The organism is Mycolicibacter heraklionensis, from assembly GCF_019645815.1.
Classification (GTDB): Bacteria; Actinomycetota; Actinomycetes; order Mycobacteriales; family Mycobacteriaceae; genus Mycobacterium; species Mycobacterium heraklionense.
This window is the reverse complement of the sequence record NZ_CP080997.1, coordinates 1791404-1813623: the sequence shown is the minus strand read 5'-3', so window position 1 is coordinate 1813623 and position 22220 is coordinate 1791404. Positions and strand designations below refer to the sequence as shown.

Sequence of the window (22220 nt, the reverse complement as noted above, 5' to 3'; positions counted from 1 at the left end):
GACCCGTTATGCGGCTAGTGGGCCGCGAGGATCTGCATCAGCTGCGTCGCCGAGTCGTGCGACAGCACCCAGCGGCCTTGGTCGACGAGCTGCAGCGGGACCGTCTGCGGCGCAGGCATCTTGGGGCCGGAGATGGTGACGTTGGCCAGCCCCTGGCCCTCGCCCGTCTGGACGACGTTGATCACGTCGAAGTTGTAGGGCAGCTCACCGTCGCGGTAGTCCTTGCGCAGCTCGCTGTCGAGCTCGTGGCCCTCGTGCTGCGTGATACCGTTCTCGACCAGGTCAGCCTTCTCCTTGTAGCCGATGCCGGCGTCGCTGAGCCTGGTCAGCATGCCCGACACCTCACCGGTCGTGGGCAGCGGCACACCGGACGGAGCCGGCGGCGCCGGAGCGGGAGCCGGTGCCGGCGGAGCGGGCTCCAGCGGGATAGGCGCACCGGCGACGGCGGTCGCCGTCGGGTATGCAGTCACTACTCCGATTGCGGTGAGCGCCGCCACCCCTGCTGCGAACATTCTCACTGTGCAAACCCCCATCTCGGGCGGGCGGCACCCCTGCCGCGCCCGCGGACAAACCCGAAATTCCCATTCACTCCGACGACGGTGTCGGTCCTGCCAATCTACCCTCGCCGGCTGACCAGCGGCAGGCTCACGGTCGATAGATCTGCCAAGTCGATCCCGGGCCGGCCAGCGAGTCTGTGCCGCCGCCGTTGGTCGGCAGGCACGTGATCAACAGACCGTCGTCAGAGCGTGCCATGGTGTACCTGCGCACCCCGTCGCACGGCGTGCCGATCGTGTGCACCTCCGTCGGGTTGACCGACAGCACCCATACCCGGCCGTCACAGACCACCGATCCGTTGGCCGGGTCGCCACCGAGTTTGCCGAACTGGTTGCAGGCGGCCCCCAGCGTCGGGATCAGTGGCATCGCCTGCGGCGCCGTGGTCAACATTGCCGGCGTCGTGGTGACGGTCACAGTGACCGGTGGCGATACCGGACTGGGCGGCGGGGCAGCGGCCACGGACGGGAGCGCAGTGCTCGGCAGCGGCGGGGACGGAAGCGAAGTGACAGGGCTGGTCAGCGGTGCGGTCGCCAGCACGCGGGAATGCGACAACTGCACGCCCAGGTACACGATCGCACCGATCAGCAGCAGCGCCAAGACCGTCGGAATGACGGTTGCGGCCCGAACCACCCGATTCGGCGGCCGCCACGCCGACGCCCGGGCCGCCGCGGGCGCGGCGATCGTGGCGTCGTGGCCGCAAAACGCCCTAGCGAATTCGCCGCAGGACCCGAACCTCTCACGCGGATTCTTGGCCATCGCCTTGGCCAGCACCCCGTCGAGGCCGGCAAGCTCCGGACGCACCTCGCTCACGCGAGGTGGCGGCGCGGTGAGGTGCCGACCGATCACCACCGCAGGGTTGGAGTGGGCAAATGGCGGCGATCCGGTCAGCAGGTGAAATGCCGTGGCAGCCAGCGCGTACTGGTCGGCTCGCCCGTCGATCTCTGCGCCCATCAGCTGTTCGGGTGCAGCGTAGCTAACCGTGCCCACCGTCATGTTCGTCTCGGTCAGACCACTGACCTCATCAAGCCGGCGGGCGATACCGAAGTCGCCCAACAGGATTCGTCGATGATCCATCCCGGGACCAGCCAGCAGCACATTGGCGGGCTTGACGTCGCGGTGCAGCAGCCCCTTGGCATGTGAGTAGTCGAGCGCGTCGGCAACCGCGGTTACGATCTCCGCTACCTCCGGCAGGGACATCCCTGAGGGATAGCGATTCCGCAGCAGGCACGCCGTATCCGCTCCATCGACATAGTCCATCGCGATCCACAGCTGGTCGCGGTGTTCCCCGCGGTCGTGCACGCCGACGATGTGCGGGTGAAACAGCGTCGCGGCCAGGTCGGCCTCGCGGTGAAACCGCACCCGGAAGTCGACATCGGCCGACACGTCTGCGGGCAGCACCTTCAGCGCGTCGCGCCGCGGCAGCCGGGGGTGTTCGGCCAGGTAAACCTCGCCCATCCCGCCGGAGCCCAACAACCGCACCACGGTGTACTCCGCGAACACGTCACCCGCCGCCAACGACATGGGCGAATGGTAGCGGTCAGCACCGACAGGTACACCGCTCGCCGGCCTGGGTTATCCGAACTTCAGGCTCCTAGCCTTCGCCGGCCGCCATGGCATCACGAAGACTCTTGGGCCGCAGGTCGTTCCAGTGCTGCTCGACGTACTCCAAACATGCCGCCCGGGCGGCACCCTGTTCAGCTCCGTAGACCACTCGCCACCCAGCAGGAACGTTGGCGAACGTCGGCCAGAGGCTGTACTGCTCCTCGTCGTTGATCAGCACGTAGAAGCTGCCGTTTTCGTCGTCAAAGGGATTGGTGCTCATCGGATCTCCTCGGTGTCGGTGGCGCGGCAGAAAGGTGGGCGCCCAGCACCCGGTCGGACAGCAGTCCCAAGCAGCTCAGGTTGGGAAAACCGGGCCCCTGGGTGAGGCCGGCCAGGTTGGGCAGGAAGAGCTTCGGGGTGACATCGCTGACGGCCAGGTCGTGTCCGATGGCCTCGGCCAGCCGGTCGCCGGTAAGCGGCCCGCCCAGGCCCAGCTCGAGCAGGTCCAGGGTGTCCTGGCCGAACAGCGACACGAACCACAGCGGGTCGGCGCCGGAGCCGTCGATGACCAGGTCGAATCCGTGCACGGTCTCGAAGTTCTCACCGCCGCGGTTGGTGCTCAGCGTCAGTCGGATTCGGCTGTCGCGGGCGACCGCGTGCGCCACCCGGCCCCGCAGGTGGCGGATCCGGTCGTCGGCCAGCAGCGCGTCCTGCACCCGGGCCGAGAACACCCCGCGGTCGGTGCGGGCCAGCGCATCTCGCCGCTCGGCCAACGTCAGCGCGGTCCAGTCGATGGGATCGGAGAACAAGGTGTTTTCGAAGAAACCTTCCCCTCGGGTGAACAGCGTCACCTGCGGGGAGATCACGGTGATCGTCGAAACCCGGTGCCGGAAAAGCTCATTGAGCATCGATGCGGCGGTCTCACCGCCGCCGATAACTGCAACGCGCTCGGCGCTGATCCGGTCGGCCGCGGCCCGGTGCCAGAACTGTGCGATGGAGAGCACCAGCGGGTTGCCGGGCAGGATCGACTTCTCGGCCTGGCCGGGCCCGGTGATCATCACCGCGTCTGCGGCCACCGTAGTCTCCCGGGAGGCCTCCCTCGTGTGCAGCACCCACCCGGCGCCGTTCACCCCCAGCCGCTCCACCTCACCGGGGATCACGTTGAGCCGCACCGCGTCGGCCACCCAGCGCAGGTACTGGCTCCACCGCAGGTGGGTGGGGGCCGGCCGGCCCCGGTCCACCCATTCGGCGAACTGGCCGGTGGCGATCAGATAGGACTGCCAGCCATAGCGGGTCATGCGCTCGTCGAGTTCGGCATTGCGGCCGGCCACCAGTGCCGAGCGGTAGGGGAAGCCGACGTCCTTCTCCGGGCTGGTGCCCAGCCGGTGCGCGCCGTCGGTCCAGCCTCCGGAGGCACGCCAGTTGGCGGCGACCTCGGTGCGTTCGACGGCGACCACGTCCGGCGCGGCGACTCCCATGTCGCGCAGCACGGCGGCCTTCGCGGCCACCGCGACCGCCTTGGCCCCCGCGCCCACCACCGCAAGTGTGCTCATCGCAGTTCCTCCACCAGGTCGCCCAGGCTGTCGGTGAACAGCTCTTGCAGCTGCACGATCTCGGCGTCGCCGAGAATATCGGGCAGCGTGCGCCACTGGGTCATCAGCGCCTGCCCCGCCCCGAGGTCGGCCACCGCGGCGAAGATGCTCAGCTCGTGACGCACCGCCTGGTCGGGCTCGGGCACCGACGGCAGCGCGGCGATCAGGTCCGGTGCCACGTCCGGCCCGCCGCCTGCCCGGTCGACCCGGCCCAGGTAGTTCAGCAGCAGCTGCGGCCCCGGCTGGGCCGCCAGCCGGTCGGCGGTGTCGGCACGCAGGTAGGCCAGCAGCCCGTAGTCGATTCCGCCACCCGGGATGTCGGCGAGTGCGCGCGCCACCCCTGCCGGGTCGGCCTGGGCCACTCGCAGCGGATAGATCGCCGACAGCAGACCGGCGATGTCGGCGGTGTCGACACCGGTCACGATCTCCTCGGCACGCCCATGGGTCTCCAACGCCAGCAGCGGTGTCGCGCGGGTCTGCCCGCGGCGAGCCCGCCAAGCGGTGACCATCCGCGCGGTCGCCGCGACCAGCAGGTCATGCATCGGAACCGGCAAGGCCAACAGCGCAGCGGTCAGCGTCGGGTCGGCTACGGTCACCGACACCGTGAGATCACCGGCGCGATCGCGCTGCGGGTCGACTCGCCGAGCACCCAGATCCGGGTCGTCGCCGGCCAGCTGGGCGGCCCAGAAGTCCACCGTGTCCAGGCTCTGCGCACGCTCCTGCAACGCGGTCGCCCAGCGCCGGTAACCGCTGCGCTCCGGCAGCGGATCGGCCCCGGCCAGCGCGGCGTGCAGTTCACCGAGAATCACCTGCCACGACACCGGATCCAGTGCCAGTACGTGCCCGCACAGGATCAGCACCCCTGCGCCGTCGGGCACGCGCAGCCACACCGCCCGCAGCATGACTCCGTTCTCCGGATCCAGGCTCTCCAACAGTCGGGTGCCGTGCTCGGTGACCACCGAAAGGTCGGCCGCGGTGACCGTGACCTCGGTCAGGACGTCGACCGGCTGGGTCGGGAACAGCGTCAGCTCGGCCCGGTCAAGGCGGGCATGCAACAGCGGGTGCGCGGCGACAATCGCGGCCAATGCGGCCCGCAGCCGCTCACCGTCGATGTCGTCGGGCAGCCGGATCGCTTCGACCTGCCCCAGCCGGCGTGGGCTGCCGTATTGGTAGAGCCAGCGGCCGGCCGGCAGCAGCGGAACCGGCCCGTGGGCCGCAGCCGAGCCGTCGCGCTGCGCCGCTTCGTCGGCTTCGGCGACTTCTCGGTCCAAGGCGGCGGCAACATCGCGAATCGTGTTACAGCTCAAGACGGTCCGCGGACGCAACGGCAGGCCGCGCCGGCGGGCCGCCCGCACCATCGACAGCGCGACGATGCTGTCCAAGCCCAGCTCACGCAGATCGGTCTCGACACCGGGGGCCACACCGCCGAACACTTCGGCGAGCAGCTCCACCAAGACCTTCTCGGTGTCAGTGACCGCCTCGACTCCACCGCCGACGAAGGGACCGGCCAATGCCAGCAGCGCCTCGGCATCCAGTTTTCCGTTGGAGGTCAAGGGCATCGATTCCACCGCGGTGATGCGGGCCGGCATCAGATAGGACGGCAGTCGGGTGCCGAGCTCGGCGCGCACCCGGGTTGTGTCCACCTGCGCGCCGGTGACGAAGCCGGCCAGCTGGGTTCCGGCCGGCCCCTGCACGGGCAGTACCGCGGCCGCGGTCACCCCGGTCGCCGCGGCCAGTGCCGCCTCGACTTCGGCGATCTCGACCCGGTAGCCGCGCACCTTGACCTGGTCGTCGGCACGGCCGAGGTAGACCAGCCGGCCGTCGACCCGGCGCCGGACCAGGTCCCCGGTGCGATACATCCGACCGCCGGCACGAAACGGGTCGGCGACATAGCGGGCCGCGGTCGCCCCGGCGCGGCCCAGGTAGCCGCGGGTGACCTGCGCGCCGGCCAGGTACAGCTCGCCGGCCACCCCGTCGGGCACCTCGCGCAGCGCAGAATCCAGCACGTGGGCGCTCATGCCCCGCACCGCTTCCCCGATCACCGGAACATCGGTGTCGGCGACGTCGGCGACGACGGCTTCCACCGTGGTCTCGGTGGGCCCGTAACAGTTGTGGACTGCCGTCGAGGGCGCCGCACGCAGTCGCGCCCAGGTGTGCGGCGCGATCGCCTCGCCGCCGAGCGCCAGCACGGTGAGGCGGTGGTCGGAGCCGGCGTCAAGCAGCCCGGCGTCGAACAGTTGGGTGAACATCGACGGTGAGGTGTCGATCATGTCCAGCCGGTGGCGGCGGATGCCGTCGATGATCGCTTCGGCATCCCGCATCTCCTCGGCGGAGAACAGGTGCACACTCTGACCGCCCAGCAGGCCGACCAGCGGCTGCCAGCTCGCGTCGAAACTCAGCGACCAGGCGTGCGCGACGCGCAGTGCCCGGCCCAGGCGCGCGACCGCGGGTGCGTACATGCGTTGCTGGTGGTCGGCGAAGTACGACGCCAGCGCGCGGTGGGTGCCGACGACGCCCTTGGGTTCTCCGGTGGATCCGGAGGTGAAGATCACGTAGGCGGCCGAGTCGGGGTGGATCGCGGTCGGGGTCCGGCGCTGCACGGCATCGTCGGAACGCAGCTCGGTTAGTAGTTCGACCGTCAGTGCCAGCTTCGGATCGGATTGGCGCAGAATCGATTCGATGCGCGTTTCGGGCAGGCTGATGTCCACGGGCACGTAGGCCGCCCCGGCCTGCAGCACTGCCAGGATCGCGATGACGGAATCCAGCGAGCGGGGCAGCGCGATCGCGACCCGGTCTTCGGGACCGATCCCGCGCCCGGCCAATGCCCGCGCCAGCCCAGCGGATTCGGCCGCCAGCTCGGCGTAGGTCAGGCTGCGGTTTTCACCGGTGAGCGCCGGACTGTCGGGGTGCGCCGCGGCGGCCGCCGCGAACAGGGCGGGCACCGATGTGGCCGGGTTAGTGCGGCGGTCCACCGGATCGGTGATGCGGGCCCGCTCGGCGGGCAGCAGCACGTCCAGGTCGGCGATGCGGGGCCGCGCCGGGTCGGGAAGCTGGCGCAGCACCTGCAGCAGGCGCCGTCCCAGATCCGGAATCTTCAATTCCCCCAGCGCATCCGGAATGGCCTCGAGCAGCACGGTGAGCCGGCCGTCGCGGGGCGGGTAGCTGACCAGGGTCAGCGGGTAGTGCGTGAGGCTTTCCACCGTGACCGGGATGAAGCGCACGCCGTCGGGCGTGGTGACCCCGGCCGACGCTGAGCCGATCGGTGCGTTCTCGAACACCAGCAGGGTGTCGAACACCGCATTACCGCTGGCCCGCTGCACCGTCGACAGGCTCAAGTACCCCAGGTCGCGCATGGCGGCGGTATCGCGTTGCAGCGCTTGGCAGGTGGCGACCACCTCGGCGCGCGGCGGTGTCGACGCGGCCACCGGGACAGTGTTGATGAACAGGCCGACCATGGTCTCGACGCCGGTGAGCTGTTGCGGGCGGCCCGACACCACGGCGCCGAACGCCACGTCGGTCCGGTCGGTGAGTCGACCGAGCAGCACCGCCCAGGCGAACTGCAGCACCGTGTTCAGCGTCAGCCCGTGCCGGCGTGCCCACTCGGTGAGACGCTCGGTGGCCGCGGTGTCCAGCGCGAACTCGTGGGTCTGCGGGACGGCGCTGCCCACCGCGGCTCGCTCGCCGGCCAGGATCGTCGGGGCGCTCAGCGGCGCCAGATAGTCGCGCCACCGCTGCGTCGCGGCGTCGGTGTCTTGACTTGTCAGCCAGCCGATGTAGTCGCGGTAAGGGCGTGGCGGGGGCAGCGGGTCGACACCGCCGGCGCGGTAGATCGCCACCATTTCGTCGAAGAACACCGCCATCGACCACCCGTCGAGCAGCAGGTGGTGCACGGTGAGAATCAGCCGGTACCGCTCGGGGGCGGACTGGATCAGCACGAAGCGCAGCAGCGGCCCGCGGGCCAAATCGAAGTTCGTGGTGCGTTCGATGCGCGCGATCTCATCGAATTCACTTGGCGCAGATTCGATCTCCCGCCACGGCAGAACCGCTGTCGCCGGTATGATCTGCACCGGGTGCGGCAGGTCGACGTCCCAGAACGACGCCCGCAGGTTGGCGTGCCGGGCCAGCATCACCTCGGCACTGCGGCGCAGCAACGCGGCGTCGACGGCGCCGACGATATCGATGACGAACTGCACGGTGTAGATGTCGACACCGTCGACCGCACCCCCGTCATCGGTGGCAAGCTTGGCCAGCGAGAACAATCCCTGCTGCAGCGGGGAGAGCGCCAGCACGTCCTCGACCGCCGGGGCAACCCGCTGGGAGACATCGGTCACGGCGAATCACCCCATGCCGCGGTCAGATCCGCCAGCGCGTCGCTGCTCAGACCCGAGACACTCATCGGCTCGAACGCCGTGTCGGCGGCTTCCGGGGTGCCACCGGCCGCAGCCGCAGCGTCGACAGCGGCGGCCAGTTCGGCGAACGTCGGGTGCTCGAAGATCATCCGCGGGTCGACGTCCAGCCCCGCCGCACGCGCCCGCGCGGCCAGCTGCACCGACAGGATGCTGTCGCCGCCGAGTTCGAAGAAGCCGTCACTGCGCCCGATCGCCGCAACACCCAACAACTCGGCGCAGATTCCGACCAGCGTCTGTTCGGTGGCGGTGACCGGCGGATCCGACTCCCCGCGGGTGGCCACCGCCGGCTGCGGCAGCGCGGGCCGGTTCAGCTTCCCGGAGTCCGTCAGCGGCATGGCGTCGAGCACCGTCAACGAGGACGGGACCATGTAGCCGGGCAGCGTCGCGGCCACGGCCGCACGCACCGACGCGATGAACTCCGCCGCGTCGGTGACCGGTGCGGCGGGTACCAGGTAGCCGGCCAGCGTGGTGCCGCCGCGCTGCTCCCAGGTGCGGGCAGCGGCCGACGCCACTCCGGGTGCGCCGCGCAGTGCGGCCTCCACCTCGGCCAACTCCACCCGGAAGCCCCGCACCTTGACCTGGTGGTCAGTGCGGCCAACGAATTCCAACACGCCGTCGACGGTCCACCGGGCCCGGTCGCCACTGCGGTAGAGCCGGTCGCCGGGCGTCTGCGAGAACGGGTTGGCGACGAAGCGGGTCGAGGTCAGCCCGGGCCGCTTCCAGTAGCCGCGGACGATCTGCGGGCCCGCGTAGTAGACCTCGCCGACCACCCCGGGCGGCACCGGCTGCAGCGCGTCGTCGAGCACATAGGCCTGCGACCCGGGTGTGGGCCGGCCCAGTTTCGGTGTGGGCGGCTCCAGTTCACCGCGCACCACCGCGCCGGAGGTTTCGGTGGCACCGAAGTTGTTGAGCAGCTGAGCGTTCGGGTCGAGTGCCCCGCCGAGCCGGGCCAGCAGGTCCGCCGACACCGGCTCGCCGCTGCACACCAGACGGCGCAGCCCGCGCAACGTGTCGCCGGATTCATGCGGCGGTCCCAGCTTCGCCTCTCCTCCGTCGAGCCTCGCTGAACCACCGTCGGAGTCGGCCAGCACGGAGATCAGGCTGGCCACCGCCGTCACCTGAGCCACCCGCTCGTCCACGATCAGCCGTGCCAGTGCCTCGGGGTTACGGAACTCGTTGTCGTCGGCCAGAATCAGCGTCGCCCCGGCGGCCAGCCCGGCCAGCATCTCCATGCCACCCTCCAGGAACGTCATCGACGACTGGGCCAGCCGGATGTCCTCACCGGCCACCGGGTAGTGGGCGAGCTGCCAGTTCAGCCGGGCACTCATCGACCGGTGGGTGCCCAGCACACCCTTCGGCACGCCGGTGGAACCGGAGGTGAACACCAGATACATCGGGTCGTCGGGGTGCGGCACCGGAAGATCCACGCCGGCAGCGTCTTTGGTCAGCTCCACCTGCACATCGGCATCGTCCAGGCACAGCAGCGTCACACCGTCGCTTGCCGGAATCGCGTCCCGGGTGGCGCTGCTGACCAGGATCACCTTCGGCGCCGCATCGTTCAAGAAGACGTCGTCGATCATGAACTCGAGGCGCTGGCGCGGATAGCTCGGGTCCAGCGGGAAGTAGCCGGCGCCGGCCTTCATGATGCCGACCAGCGCCACCGGCAGATCCAGGTCGCGGCGCACCGACAGGCCCACCAGGGTTCCGGGCTCCACGCCGGCGGCGATCAGCAGCTCGGCAAGCCGGTCGGAGCGGGAATGCAGCTGCGGGTAGGCGAGCTCGGCTCCGGCGCAGCGCACCGCGACGCCGTCGAAGCTGCGGCTGGGCGCCAGCACGTCGGCGATAGTGCGCGGGTCACCCGCGGGAGCCTCGGCACCGCGGCTCCACTGGTGCAGGATGCGGTCACGCTGCTCGTCGTCGACCAGGCTGATGTCGCGCAGCGCCCGTCCCGGATCACCTGCCATGGTGGCCAGCACCCGGCCCAGCCAATCGGCCAGCCGCTGCACGGTGGCGCGCTCGTAGAGGTCGGTGCGGTAGATCAGATGTCCGTCATAGCCGTCACCGTCGGCGTCCACGGTGGTGAACAGGTTCACCGAGAGGTCGGCGTGCGCGATGTCGAATGTGGGCATCACGGTGCGGAAGACCAAGTCGCCGTCCGGACCGGTGTCGATGACGTGGGTGACATCGGCGGCCTCGCGGACGTGGACCACCACCTGGAACAGCGGGTTGCGCGACAGCGTCCGGACCGGGTTGAGCGCCTCCACCAGCCGGTCGAAGGGCAGGTCGGCATGCGCATAGGCGCCCAGTGCCGCTTCCCGCGCCCGGGTCACCACCTCACGCAGGGTCGGGTTGCCGGACAACCGGTTTCGCAGCACCACGATGTTGACGAAGAACCCGACCAGGTTGTCCAGGGCGTTGTCGGTGCGTCCGGCGATCGGGACCCCGAGCGGGATGTCGTCGCCGCTGCCGGCCAGGTGCAGCAGCACCGCGACCGCGGCCTGCACCACCATGAACTCGGTGGCGCCGGTCTCACGGGCCAGCGCCGCCAGCCCGGCCCGCACCTGCGGGGGGACGGTGAATGCCACCGAGTCGCCGGAGCCGTTCGCGGTGGCGGGGCGGGGGAAGTCCGGCCGCGGCCCGGTGTCGTCGGCCAGGCCGGCAAGTTGTTCGATCCAGTAGCGGCGCTGCGCCTCGATCAACCCGGACTCGTCACGCAGCAGTTCGCCCTGCCAGTGCGCGAAGTCGGCGTACTGCAACGCCGGCGGCTCCCATGCCGGCGCGGAGCCGGCGGCCCGAGACCGGTAGGCGATCAGCAGGTCGGTGAAGAGCACCTCGACCGACCAGTGGTCGGCGGCGATGTGATGCACCACCAGGGACAGCACCCGTTCGTCGCCGGGCAGGTGCAGCAGTGCCGCGCGGATCGGCCAATCCCGTTCCAGGTCGAACGCGATCGCGCGCTGCTCATCGAGTCGGGCCTTGGTCCACGCCGTGACGGCGCCCGGATCGGTTTCCGGACACTGCAGTTCGGTTACCTGCACCGGCGCGGGCGCGTTGATGACCTGGTGGGGCAGCCCGTCGATCTCGGTGAACGTGGTGCGCAGGCTGTCGTGTCGGGCCACCACGTCACTGATCGCGGCGGTCAGGGCAGCGGTGTCGCAGGGGCCGGTGAGCCGGGCCGACAGCGGAATGTTGTCACCGGTGGCGCCGGGGTCGAGCCGGTAGGCGAACCAGGTACGCAGCTGGGATGCCGACACCGGTAGATTCCCGGACCGCGGCACCGCGACGAGCGCCGGCCGCCCCAGCCCCGCCTCGTCGCCTTGTGCGGCAGGTGCGGTGTCTATCGCGGCGGCCAGCCGGGCTACCGTGCTGGCCTCGAAGATCTCCCGGATACCGATCTCCACCCCGCAGCGGGCGCGGATCGCCGCCACCAGTTTGGTGGCCAGCAGCGAGTGACCGCCGAGGTCGAAGAACGAGTCGTCAGCACCCACCTTGTCGCGGGAGAGCAGTTGGGCGAACAGTTGCGCCACCAGGTGTTCGGTGTCGGTCTGCGGCTCCCGGTAGGGCGTGCTCTCGATAGGCTGCGGGTCGGGCAGCGCAGCGCGATCGATCTTGCCGTGCGCGGTGATCGGAATGTCATCGACCACCACGTAGGCCGCCGGCGCCATGTATTCCGGGAGCGCGGCGGCCACCCGGGCCCGGATCCGCGGGATGTCCACGGTCTCTTCAGCAGCCCCTTGCTCGGCGGGCGTCAGGTAGGCGACCAGGCTGCGGCCCAGCGCGGGCAGATCGGAGACCACCACCACGCACTGTCCTACGCTGGGGTCCACCGAGATGGCCGAGGCCACCTCGCCGAGTTCGATCCGGAAGCCGCGGACCTTGACCTGATCGTCGGCGCGGCCGATGAATTCCAGGTCACCGGCGGCATTGCGGCGGGCCAGATCACCGGTGCGGTACAGCCGCTGGCCCGGCGTCCAAGGGTCGGCGACGAAGCGCTCGGCGGTCAGGCCGGGGCGGTCGAAGTAGCCGCGCGCCACATGCGTTCCGCCGATGTAGATCTCGCCGATCACCCCGACCGGCACCGGCGCCAAGGCGTCGTCGAGCAGCCACATGGTGGTGTTGATGTTGGGGCTGCCGATCGGCACGATCCGGTTGCCCTGGGGGCCTTCCACCTTGTATCGGCTGGAGTTGACCACCGTCTCGGTGGGGCCGTAGAAGTTGTGCAGCAGGGCATCGAAGGTGGCGTGGAACTTGTCCGCCAGCTCGCCGGGCAGCGGTTCGCCGCCGATCGGGATGCGCCGCAGGGTGCGCCACTGGTTCACCCCGGGCAGCGACAGGAACAGCCCCAGCAACGACGGCACGAAGTGCATGGCGGTGACGCCTTCACGCTGCAGCAGGTCGGTCAGGTAGCCGATGTCGCGCAGTCCGTCCGGGCGCGGAATCACCAGCCGCGCACCGTTTCCCAGGGTTCCGAACAGTTCGCCGATCGACACGTCGAAGCTGGGCGAAGCGACCTGCAGCAGTACGTCGGTGTCGTCGATGCCGTACTCGTCGCCGAACCAGAGCAGGTACTCGGTGATCGGGGCGTGGGATACCTCGACGCCCTTGGGCAGCCCCGTCGAACCCGAGGTGTAGATGAGGTAGGCGAGATTCTCCGGTCGCAGCGGCCGCACCCGGTCGGCGTCGGTCGGGTCGGTGTCGGGACGGCCGGCCAGCTCGTCGACGGTCAGCGGCTCACGCAGCACTATCGACGGCCGGGCGTCGCCGAGGATGAATTCGATACGGTCCGGCGGGTATTCGGGGTCGACGGGAACGTAGGCGGCGCCGGCTTTGGCGATGCCCAGGGCGGTGACCACCAAGTCCGTCGAGCGGCCGAACAGCACCGCGACCTTGTCCTCGGTGCCGATGCCGGCGGCGATCAGGTGGTGTGCGATTCGGTTGGCGCGTGCGTTGATCTCCGCGTAGCTGTACTTGCCGTGGTCGTCGACGACGGCGATGGCGTTCGGGGTGGCCGCAGCCCGGTCGGCCACCAGCGAGCCCAGGGTGGCCGGCGCCTCGGGGGGCGGGGCGAAGTGGGGTCCGCGGGAAATGGCGTCCAGCCAGGTCCGGTCGTCGTCGCCGAGGATGTCCAGCTCGCCGATGGTCGTCTCAGGCTGGGCGACCGCGGCGGACAGCAACTGCACCAGGTGGCGCAGCAACTGCTCGACCAATGCCTCGTCGAGCACGTCGTGCAGGTACTCGGCCTCGATCAGCGCGCCGCCATCGTGTGAGCCGCCGGCCTCCACCATGATTCCCAGCGGCAGCTGGGCGATCTTGCCGCGGTAATCGGCTCGGGTGCAGGTGATCCCGTCCGGCTGGAAGCCGCCCCCGTGTGTCGACCGGAAACCGAAGCTGAGCCGGGTGAGTCGTTCCACTCCCCCGTGCCGGCGATCCGGGTTGAGTTCACGCACCACCCGGTCGAGGTTGATGCCCTGGTGGCCGAACGCCCCCAGTGCGGCGTCGCGGGTTTGCGCCAGCAGTTCGTTGAACCGGGCAGCAGCGTCGACCTTCGCGCGCAGCACCACGGTGTTGCCGAAGTAGCCGATGGCGCCTTCGGTACCGGCGGTGCGGTTGAGCACCGGTGAGGCGATGAGGAAGTCGTCGGTGGCGGTGTAGCGGTAGATCAGCGCCGACAACGCCGCGGCGATCACCATGTAGGGCGTAGCGCCGCTGCTGCGTGCCAGCTCGGCGATGCCGGCCATCAACTCGGCCGGCAAGGTGCGGGTGCACAATCCGGCGCGCAGGGTGCGAGGTACCGCCGAGCCGTGCGGGCCGGGCAGCTCGAGCGGGTCCGGCGGCTCGGCCAACAGCGTGCGCCAGTAATCCAGCTCCGCCGCGTGGTCGGAGTTCGCCGGTGCGACGGGGTGCGGGGCGGGCGGGCGGGTGGCGAACTGCTCTGGGTCGTCATAGGCGGCGGTGAGGTCGGCGAAGAAGACCGCCCAGGAGTCGTCGTCCCAGGCGATGTGGTGGGCCACCAGCAGCAGAATGTGTTCGTCGGGCGCCACCCGGATCAGGGTGAGCCGAAGCGGCGCATCGGATTCCAGCCGGAACGGGGTGCCGAATTCTCGCTGGGCCAGCACTTCCAGCCGCAGTGCGCGGGCCTGTTCGGCGAGGTCGGACAGGTCGTGTGCGGCAAAGCCCGGCGTGACCTCAGCGATAACCGGGTGGGGTTCGCCCGCGTCGTCGATGGAATAGACGGTGCGCAGCACGGGGTGGCGTGCGGCCACTGCGGCCAACGCGGCCTGCAGCCGGGCGCCGTCCAGCGGACCGGTGAGACGGTAGGAGACCGAGATGTTGGCCAGGGCGCCGTCCGGGTCGAGCGCCTGCACGAACCACATGCGTCGCTGTCCGTCGCTCATGGTCAGCGGCCCAGACCCGTTGGCCGGCCCGGAAGCCGGCTCGTCAGAGGACGAAGCAGCGGACAGTCCGCGTTCGGCGAGTCGGCGGCGCAGCAGTTCCAGCCGCAGCTCGTTCGCGTCGGTCGCCTGGTCGACGGCGTCAGTCATGGGTGAATACAGTCCTTTCCGTCGCCGCGGCCGGCGCTGCGTCATCGCTCAGCGCCGCCGTCAGCTGGGCTCCGGTCATTCCGGCCAGCAGCGGGCCGAGCGCCACGCGCAGGCCGGTGGCCCGCCCCAAGCGCTTGCGCAAGTCCAGTGCGAGAAGGGAATCCAGGCCGAGGTCGACCAGGGCCCGGTGCATGTCGATGTCGTCGGGACCTTCCAGGCCGAGCACCGTCACCAGTTCGGCGGCCACCACCTCACCGATCGGGCGATCCGCCTCGGCGTCAGCCGTTGCTGCGGTCAGTGATTCGTCGAACGGCGAAGGCACGCCCTGGCTGTCGAAGAACACCGCCAGCCGATCGAAATCGGCGGCCAGGATCGCCGGGTCGTCTGGCGCGGCAAGGAATCCGGCGATGATCGCGGCCTCCGGGGTCATCGGCGTGAGGCCGGTGCGGGCGATCCGGTCCTTCTCCTCGCCGCTGACGACGGCCACGCTGCGCCACAGTCCCCAGCGGATGGAGGTGGCGTTTCGGCCCTGCGCCCGCAGCTGTCCCACCAGCGTGTCGGCCATCCGGTTGGCCGCCGCGTAGAGTCCGTGTCCCGACCCGCCCCACAGCGCCAGCACCGAGGAGCACACCAGCACCCGAGCGTCGGCGGCCAGCGGCCAGAGCCGTGCCAGGTTGTCCAGTCCGATCACCTTGGCGCCGAAGGCGTCCCGGACCGCCTCGGCGGTCACCTTCGACGTAGCCACGGCTTCTGCCGACGCGGTATGCACCAGCAGCCCGGCCGGTACGGGTCGGTGTTCCGCGATGACCGCCGCGACTGCGGCGTCATCGGTGATGTCGCAGCGGATCGCGGTGATGCGCGCCCCGGTACGCGCGCGCAGCGCATCCAACTGGGGCGCATTCGCATCGCCGGCCCCGCTCCGGCTGAGCAGGACGATGTCGCGCGCGCCGTGTTCGGCGCAGAACGCCGCATACGCCATGCCGATGGCTCCGGTACCGCCGCTGATCACCACGGTCTCCGGGACCGCGGGCACCGTTGCGGCAGCAGTGGACTCGACGGACTCGACGAACCGGCGGGTCGCAAGGCGCCCGGCACGCACCGCGACCTCGGTGTCGGTCAGCCAGAGTGCGGCACCGGCGGCTCGCAGGTCTGCGACGGTGGGCTGCACCGGCAGGTCCAGGTGCGCGAACGTGTGGTCGGGGTAGTCGAATCCGGTGCTGCGATGCAGCGCGGCCAAGGCGGCGGCGCCGGGACGCGGTGGCGGATCACCGTCGAGTTGCTCGGCGCCGCGGGTCAGCAGCCAGACCCGGCGGCAGTGCTGCCCCGGCTGAACAACGGTCTGGCCGGTCGCGTGTGCGGCGAACTCGGTTGTTGCTGTGGCGATATCGGCCGCGTCGGCAAGCGGAGCGATCACAAGCAGGAATTCGGCGTCGGCCGGGTTCACCACCTCGACGTCCAGCTCCGCCGCCAATTGCGCCGTCAGCTCAGGCGATTGGCCGGCGTAGTCGACGACGGCCACCCGCGCGGGCCGCTGCTCCGGCTCGGCGACCGGCCGCCAGCTCTCGGTCATGACGACCGGCATCCGATGGCGCGGCGCGGACGTCTCCGCGCCGGCCCACAACCGGTTGGTGTGCATCGGTGCATGCGGGAAATGCCGCAGCAGCGCAGGAGCGTCCGGTGGGGTGAAGTCACGCCAGCGATAGCCGGGGTCGGCGATCGCCGCGGCGGCGATGTTCGCTGCCAGCGCCTCACCGGCGGGCCGGTCACGGTCGGTGCTGCCCAACACCTGGGCGGCCCCGACCGAGTCGCCCAGCGCGACGAGCAGGGTCGGGTGCGGCGACATCTCGATGAACGTCGTAACCCCGCGCGCCACCGCGGCAGCGGCGGCCAAGTCGAATCGGACCTGCCGGCGCAGATTGTCGAACCAGTACTGTCGGAACGCTGTGGCAGGCGGGATCGGACCGCCGTACACCGACCCGATGAATTCCACCGGGGCGCTGTGGAATTGCGCGTCGGGAAGCTGCCCGGTCAGCTGGTCACGCAACGGCTCCAGGGCGCTGGTGTGCGCGGGGTAGCGCACCGGCAGCTCGCGGGCGAAAACGCCGCGCTGGCCGGCGCACTCCAGAATCTGCTGTATCGCCGGCCACTCGCCGGAGACGACCACCGATTCGGGGCCGTTGACCACCGACAGCTCCAGCCAGCCGGGGATTGCGGCGATGATGTCGGCCGCGGCGTCGGCGTTCAGGGCGATCATCGCCATGCCGAACCGGACCGGCGCGTTGGCGGCCAGCTGGTCGGTCAGCTGCGCACGTGCGGCCACCACCGCCACCGCGGCGTCCAAATCCACCACGCCGGCGGTGTAGGCAGCGGCCAGCTCCCCCAGGCTGTGGCCGACGGTGATGTCGGGCAGCACGCCGAAATGTCGCCAGGTGGCTGCCAGGGCCGCGGCGTGGGTGAACTGGGCGGCCTGCACCACCACGGGGTCGGTGCGGCGGTCCCAGCTTCGCTGAACCACCGGGTCAGTGTCATCGGCGCCGCGCAGGTAGCTCAGCGGCGAGGCGTGACCGGCACGCAGGAAGGCGTCATGACAGCGGTCCGCCTCGGCGCGGTAGGCCGCAAGCTCGAGCAGCTCGGCGCCCATGCCGGGCCACTGGTTCCCCTGGCCCGGGAACACGAAGGCGGTGCGAGCGGCCTCGGGTTGATGCGACCGAGCCACCAAGGGGTGTTCGACGCCGCGGTAGACGGCGTCGAGGCCGCCGATGAGCTCGGCGGCGTCGCGAGCCCGGATCACCGCGCGGTAGCGGCGCATCGAGCGGGTGGCCCGCAGGGTCTGGGCGACCGCCGAGACCCCGGCGGGGTGCGTGTGCAGGTAGCGCGCCAGCGCGCCCGCCTCGGCGGCCACCAGGTCGCGGGCGTGTGCCGAGATCAGCACGGGGATCCGGCCGTCGGGCAGGGTCATCGGGTGGCTGTTCAGCACGACGCGACCTCGGAAGCGTCGTCCACCCCGACGATCACATGCGCGTTGGTGCCGCTCATTCCGAACGCCGACACCGAGCCGATCCGACGGCCGTCGCTCGCCGGCCAGGCGGTGATGGTTTCGGCCAGCGTGATTCCGTGACCGTCCCAGTCGATGCCGTCATGCCAGCCGTCTCGAACATGCAACGTGGCCGGGATCGTCTGGTGCTCAGCGGCCAGGAGCAGCTTGGTCAGCCCGAGCGCGCCCGCCGCGGCCTGGGTATGACCGATGTTGGATTTCACCGAGCCGAGCCGCGGGCCGGCGCCGCCAGCCGTGTCGGTGCCGTAGACGCTGATCAGCGAGCGCAGCTCCACGGGATCTCCGACCCGGGTCCCGGTTCCGTGGCCCTCGATCATCCCGACCTGGCTGGGGTGCACGCCGGCGTCGGCCAGGGCGTGCCGGAACAGTCGCTGCTGGGCCTGTTCACTGGGGGTGAGCAGGCCGGTGGTGTGACCGTCCTGGTTGAGCCGGCTGGCCATGATCTCGCCGTAGATGTGGCGGCGCTCGCGCAGCGCGGCCGACTTCCGTTGCAGCACAAAGATTCCAGCACCTTCGGCCCACACCGTTCCGGTGGCGGCGGCACTGTAGGGCCGGCAATGGCCGTCGTCGGAGAGCGCGTGCTGCTTGGAGAACTCGACGAAGAAGCCGGGCGAGCCCATTACGCACACCCCGCCGGCCAGCGCCATGTCGGTGTCCCCGGTCTGGATCGCCTGCACCGCGAAGTGCAACGCGGACAGCGCCGACGAACAGGAGGTGTCGACCGTGATCGCCGGGCCGGCCAGGCCAAGGGTGTAGGCGATCCGGCCGGAGATCACCGACAGTGCGGTGCCGGGCAGCAGGTGACCGCTGTGCGCGCCGAACTGCGCCATGTCCGGGCCGTAGCCGGTGACCGATGCGCCGAGGTACACGCCGACGTCGTGGCCGGTGAGCTCGTCGGGGTTGATGCCGGCGTCTTCGAGGGCGCGCCAGGCCACCCGTAGCGCCACCCGCTGCTGCGGGTCCATCGCGATGGCTTCGCGCGGTGCAATACCGAAGAACCCGGGGTCGAATTCGGCGGCGCCGGACAGGAATCCGCCTGCGTTGCAGATGGGTTTGAAGCCGTCGCGGTGCGATCCCTCGATGAGTTCACGCACCGCCCAGTCCCGGTCTTCGGGGATGGTGCTCAGCGCCTCGCGGCCGTCGGCCAGCAGTGACCAGTACTGCTCGGCGGTGTCGATCCCACCGGGCGCCTCGACGCCGAGGCCGGTGATGACGACCGGGTCCTCGCGCCGATCATTCATCGGCGATGATCCGCTTCGCCAAGGTCTCGATGTGCTCGTAGTGGTAGAAGTGCCCACCGTCGTACAGCGACATCGACCAGTCACCGGTGGTGTGGTCGGCCCAGCGTTCCAGCAGGTCGGCGCCGACCCGGTCGTCGGAGCGACCGCCCAGCACGCTGATGTCGGCACGAATGGTGGCATCGGGTGCGCACTGGTAACGGTTGAACGCCAGGTAATCCGCGCGCACCGGGGTCAGCAGCAGGGTGAGGAATTCCTCGTCGGCCAATATCCGCGGATCGGTGCCGCCGAGCTGGGCGAGTTCGGCGCGCAGGTCGGCGTCCCCGGTGGGCACTTTGCGCAGCCCGGCCACCAGGCCCGGCGCAGGCGCGGCCGAGGCCCACAGGCGCTGGATCTCGATGCCGCGCTCTTCCGCGATCCGCGCGAACTCGAACGCGACCAGCGAGCCCATGCTGTGCCCGAACAGGCGTAGCGGCCCGAGCTGGTGCCAGGGCGCGGCGTCGAACAGGCTGCGGGCCAACTCCGGCAGGGTTTCGGCGGCCGGCTCGCGAAAACGGTCGGCACGCTGCGGATACTGCATGACGTAGGTGTCGGCACCGGTGGCCAGGGCCAGTGCCAGCGGGCGATAGTTGACCGCCGTTCCGCCGGCGTGCGGGAACACCAGAGTCGGGGCGCCGGGCCCGGGAAAGCGCCCGATCCAGGGTGGGAACTGCGCGACGGCCGAGGTGTCGTCGACGGCCATCCGATCCCCTCCCGATCCCCTCGCAAGTGTTAGTAAAGGCTGCCCTAATTTCCCTGCGTTAGGTTACCCCTATAGGGGGCGGGCCGGAAATCCGGGAGCTTGTGGGCCGGGCCGTTTCCTCGCACTGAATACACGTTCGGCGAAGGCGGGGCCTCGCCGTGGGCCACACTCCCCTGATGGACGTCCGCACCACGATAGATACCTACCTGCGGGCCTGGACGCACCAGGACGCCGAACTCATCACCACGATCTTCACCGACGACGCCACCTACCACGAGCGGGTGCTGGGCGAACCGATCCGCGCCCGCGCCGGGATCCGCGACTATTGGCAGAGCAAGGTCGTCCAGGGACAGGCCAACATCGATGCCCGACTGCTCAACCTCTACACCGCCACCGACGGCACCACGGTGATCGCCGAGTGGGAGGCGACATTCGACGACCGCGTCCAGAACGTGCGAAAACGGATGCGCGAAGTCGCCATTCTGGAATTCGCCGGTGAGCGGATCGCCAGCCTGCGCGAGTACTGGGCCTCGGAGGTAGTCGGATAACGCGGGTTGCCGCCCAGCGTCAGAGCTGGCCGGCTACGAACGCCGCCGCCTGACCGGGCATCGGCGACTGCGCATAGGACAGGTGCGGCGCGGAGAACATCTCGTCGTGCGAAGGCAGCGCCAGGGCGCCCGGAGTGCAGATCGGATCGCCGTCGGCACACAGGTCGATGGCCTTGGCCCCGTACCAGGGGCTGATCTCGCTGATCGGTCCGCCCAGGTACCGGTCGGTGGGATTCCCGAAGACCGCGACCGCAGCCACGTGTGCGGCCTCCTCCTCCGACAGGGTCGCGGCGTTGAAGCCCGCCACCGATGCCCGCGCGATGGTGATCAGGTCGATGACCATCGCGCCTTGCGAATATCCGCCGAGCACCAGCTTGGTGTTGGGGCAGCTCGCGACCATGGATTGCACGTGGGCGTTCGCATCGCCGGCGCCGGCGGACGCCGATGGCGGCCAGTCTTCGCCTGCCGGGTAATTGACCGCATACACCCCGACGGTCCGTCCCCCGACTTGCGAGCGCAGGGCATCGATGAACTTCTGGCCGACTCCGCCAACCCCGGGGGGCTCGGCGGTGCCACGGGCGAAGGTCACCTCGACGTCGGGACAGCCGGCAGCGGAGGCGGAGGGAACGACGACCGGGGACAGCGTCGACAAGGCCGTCAGCACCGCAACACCGAGCAATAGAAGCGATCGGCGCGCTTTCATGTCATCGATGCTGGCACACCTTGACTGCGGTCCACCACCCCTCATTGGGACGTTTAACTGCACTTTTGAGCCACCTGTCCGGTCCCGCCGGCCGGCGGGCAGGTGACCGCCGCCGGGCCTGAAACCCGCTCGTCAAATGCGGAGCCGACGAGCATCCACACCACACCACACCGGTCCGCGGACCGGTGTGGTGTGCATGGCGCGCACGCCAACTTAGAGGCTGGACAGTGCGGCGAGCAGGTCCGAGACTGAGGCTCCCACCGCGTCTGCTGCCGCCGATCCGGCGGAGTCCCCCAGCGGACCCAGTGCTGTCACAAACTGCTCGGGCCAGGTCAGCAAAAGGTGTTCGAGCAGGCTGCCGCTGCTGATCAGGCCAGAGAACAGTCCGGAAGCCCCGTTGTAGGGGTTGTCGCCGACGTCGTAACCGTTGACAAAGGAATTGAACACATCGGAGGGCAAGTTGTTCAGGTCGGACATACCGTGGGTGTTGTCACCGGCCGCGAATTCGCTAGAGATGGCTTGCAGATCGTTGGTCAAGGTGAACATGGCACTGATTTCAGGCGTCGCCAAGGCCTTGAACGCATCTTTGAGCCAGCTGTAGTCGCCGAACGTCGTCAGCAGGCTCGTCTGGATCTGCGACATCTCAACGGGAATCGAGTAGCTCGTGACACCGTGGCTGGTTTCGTCGACAAAAGCGCTCAGCAACGGTTTCATGGTGTGATCGACCACCTCCAGCGAGTACGCGTTGAAGTCGCTGTAGGCCTGCACGACGTTGCCGGTCTGGAAATCGTGAGAAAGCGAATCCAGCAGGCTGCCGGTCTCGCTGTCGCCGGCGGGATTCGTCACGGTACCGCCGAACAGCCCGAACACGTAGCCGTCGTCGCCGCCGTACCAGCCGCCGTACAGCGCGTTCTGGACACCGGTCTCGAAGCCGGTTATCGCGGCAGTGATTTGATCGTTGAAGTGCCCTGACACGTTGCCAAGAGCGGCCGACAAGTCGCCACTTCCCGTGGCGCCCTCAGCCTGCAGGGTCGCCCAGTTGCTTTGCGCATTGGAGAGGGCTGTCGACCAGTCGACTTCGCCGGCGGTCAGAGTGACACCCGCGTGCCGGAAGTCGGGCAGACCAGAGGCGATCGGAGTCACGGCGATGACGCCCGCGCCCAGTAGGGCGACACCGGCGACCCGCAAGTAGCCCGCACACGCGGAGTCAGATCTGAGACCACGAAGGGGCAGATCGTGTTGCAGGGGTGATTGCACGTTGGTCTCCTCATTAGAAAGAAATGTGTCGTGCCTT

The 22220-nt window shown here is 69.7% G+C and carries 12 protein-coding genes; 1 reads left to right on the top strand and 11 read right to left on the bottom strand.

Annotated features, from left to right (window positions below; translation table 11 throughout):
* Window positions 1–14: 14 nt before the first annotated feature.
* The 9 genes from K3U94_RS08480 to K3U94_RS08440 all read right to left on the bottom strand — a co-directional run bounded on the left by K3U94_RS08480 (window position 15) and on the right by K3U94_RS08440 (window position 19675).
* Window positions 15–512 (bottom strand): MTB12 family secreted protein, encoded by a 498-nt coding sequence (locus K3U94_RS08480; protein WP_491562387.1) that lies wholly within the window; start codon window positions 510–512, stop codon window positions 15–17.
* A gap of 133 nt (window positions 513–645) precedes the next feature.
* A complete protein-coding gene (locus K3U94_RS08475) occupies window positions 646–2076 on the bottom strand; it encodes a serine/threonine-protein kinase (RefSeq protein ID WP_052956890.1) in 1431 nt (476 codons plus the stop codon).
* Window positions 2077–2146: 70 nt separating this feature from the next.
* A complete protein-coding gene (locus K3U94_RS08470; RefSeq protein WP_047319563.1) occupies window positions 2147–2377 on the bottom strand; it encodes an MbtH family protein in 231 nt (76 codons plus the stop codon).
* Entirely contained in the window at window positions 2358–3650 is a 1293-nt protein-coding gene (mbtG, locus tag K3U94_RS08465) for an NADPH-dependent L-lysine N(6)-monooxygenase MbtG (RefSeq protein ID WP_047319564.1), read from the bottom strand. Before mbtG ends, K3U94_RS08470 begins: the two co-directional genes overlap by 20 nt.
* A complete protein-coding gene (locus tag K3U94_RS08460; RefSeq protein WP_220696214.1) occupies window positions 3647–8020 on the bottom strand; it encodes a non-ribosomal peptide synthetase in 4374 nt (1457 codons plus the stop codon). The genes mbtG and K3U94_RS08460 overlap by 4 nt, the downstream gene beginning before the upstream one ends.
* The gene (locus K3U94_RS08455) at window positions 8017–14640 is read right to left on the bottom strand and encodes a non-ribosomal peptide synthetase (RefSeq protein ID WP_220696213.1); all 6624 of its coding nucleotides are present in this window, start codon (window positions 14638–14640) and stop codon (window positions 8017–8019) included. Before K3U94_RS08455 ends, K3U94_RS08460 begins: the two co-directional genes overlap by 4 nt.
* The gene (locus tag K3U94_RS08450; RefSeq protein ID WP_220696212.1) at window positions 14633–17617 is read right to left on the bottom strand and encodes an SDR family NAD(P)-dependent oxidoreductase; all 2985 of its coding nucleotides are present in this window, start codon (window positions 17615–17617) and stop codon (window positions 14633–14635) included. The genes K3U94_RS08455 and K3U94_RS08450 overlap by 8 nt, the downstream gene beginning before the upstream one ends.
* A complete protein-coding gene (locus K3U94_RS08445) occupies window positions 17611–18936 on the bottom strand; it encodes a beta-ketoacyl [acyl carrier protein] synthase domain-containing protein (RefSeq protein WP_220696211.1) in 1326 nt (441 codons plus the stop codon). The genes K3U94_RS08450 and K3U94_RS08445 overlap by 7 nt, the downstream gene beginning before the upstream one ends.
* Complete coding sequence (locus K3U94_RS08440) at window positions 18929–19675, bottom strand: thioesterase II family protein (protein WP_220696210.1); 747 nt, start codon at window positions 19673–19675, stop codon at window positions 18929–18931. Before K3U94_RS08440 ends, K3U94_RS08445 begins: the two co-directional genes overlap by 8 nt.
* A 176-nt stretch (window positions 19676–19851) precedes the next feature.
* Between K3U94_RS08440 and K3U94_RS08435 the strand changes: the two genes are divergently transcribed.
* Window positions 19852–20223, top strand: a complete 372-nt coding sequence (locus K3U94_RS08435) for a nuclear transport factor 2 family protein (RefSeq protein ID WP_220696209.1) — start codon at window positions 19852–19854, stop codon at window positions 20221–20223.
* Between the two features lie 19 nt (window positions 20224–20242).
* On the opposite strand, the gene K3U94_RS08430 is transcribed toward K3U94_RS08435, so the two are convergent.
* Both K3U94_RS08430 and K3U94_RS08425 read right to left on the bottom strand, forming a co-directional pair.
* Window positions 20243–20926 carry a cutinase family protein gene (locus tag K3U94_RS08430; RefSeq protein WP_220696208.1) on the bottom strand — a complete coding sequence of 228 codons (684 nt, stop codon included), beginning with the start codon at window positions 20924–20926 and terminating at the stop codon, window positions 20243–20245.
* Window positions 20927–21139: 213 nt separating this feature from the next.
* Window positions 21140–22183, bottom strand: a complete 1044-nt coding sequence (locus K3U94_RS08425) for a hypothetical protein (RefSeq protein WP_220696207.1) — start codon at window positions 22181–22183, stop codon at window positions 21140–21142.
* Window positions 22184–22220 lie beyond the last annotated feature (37 nt).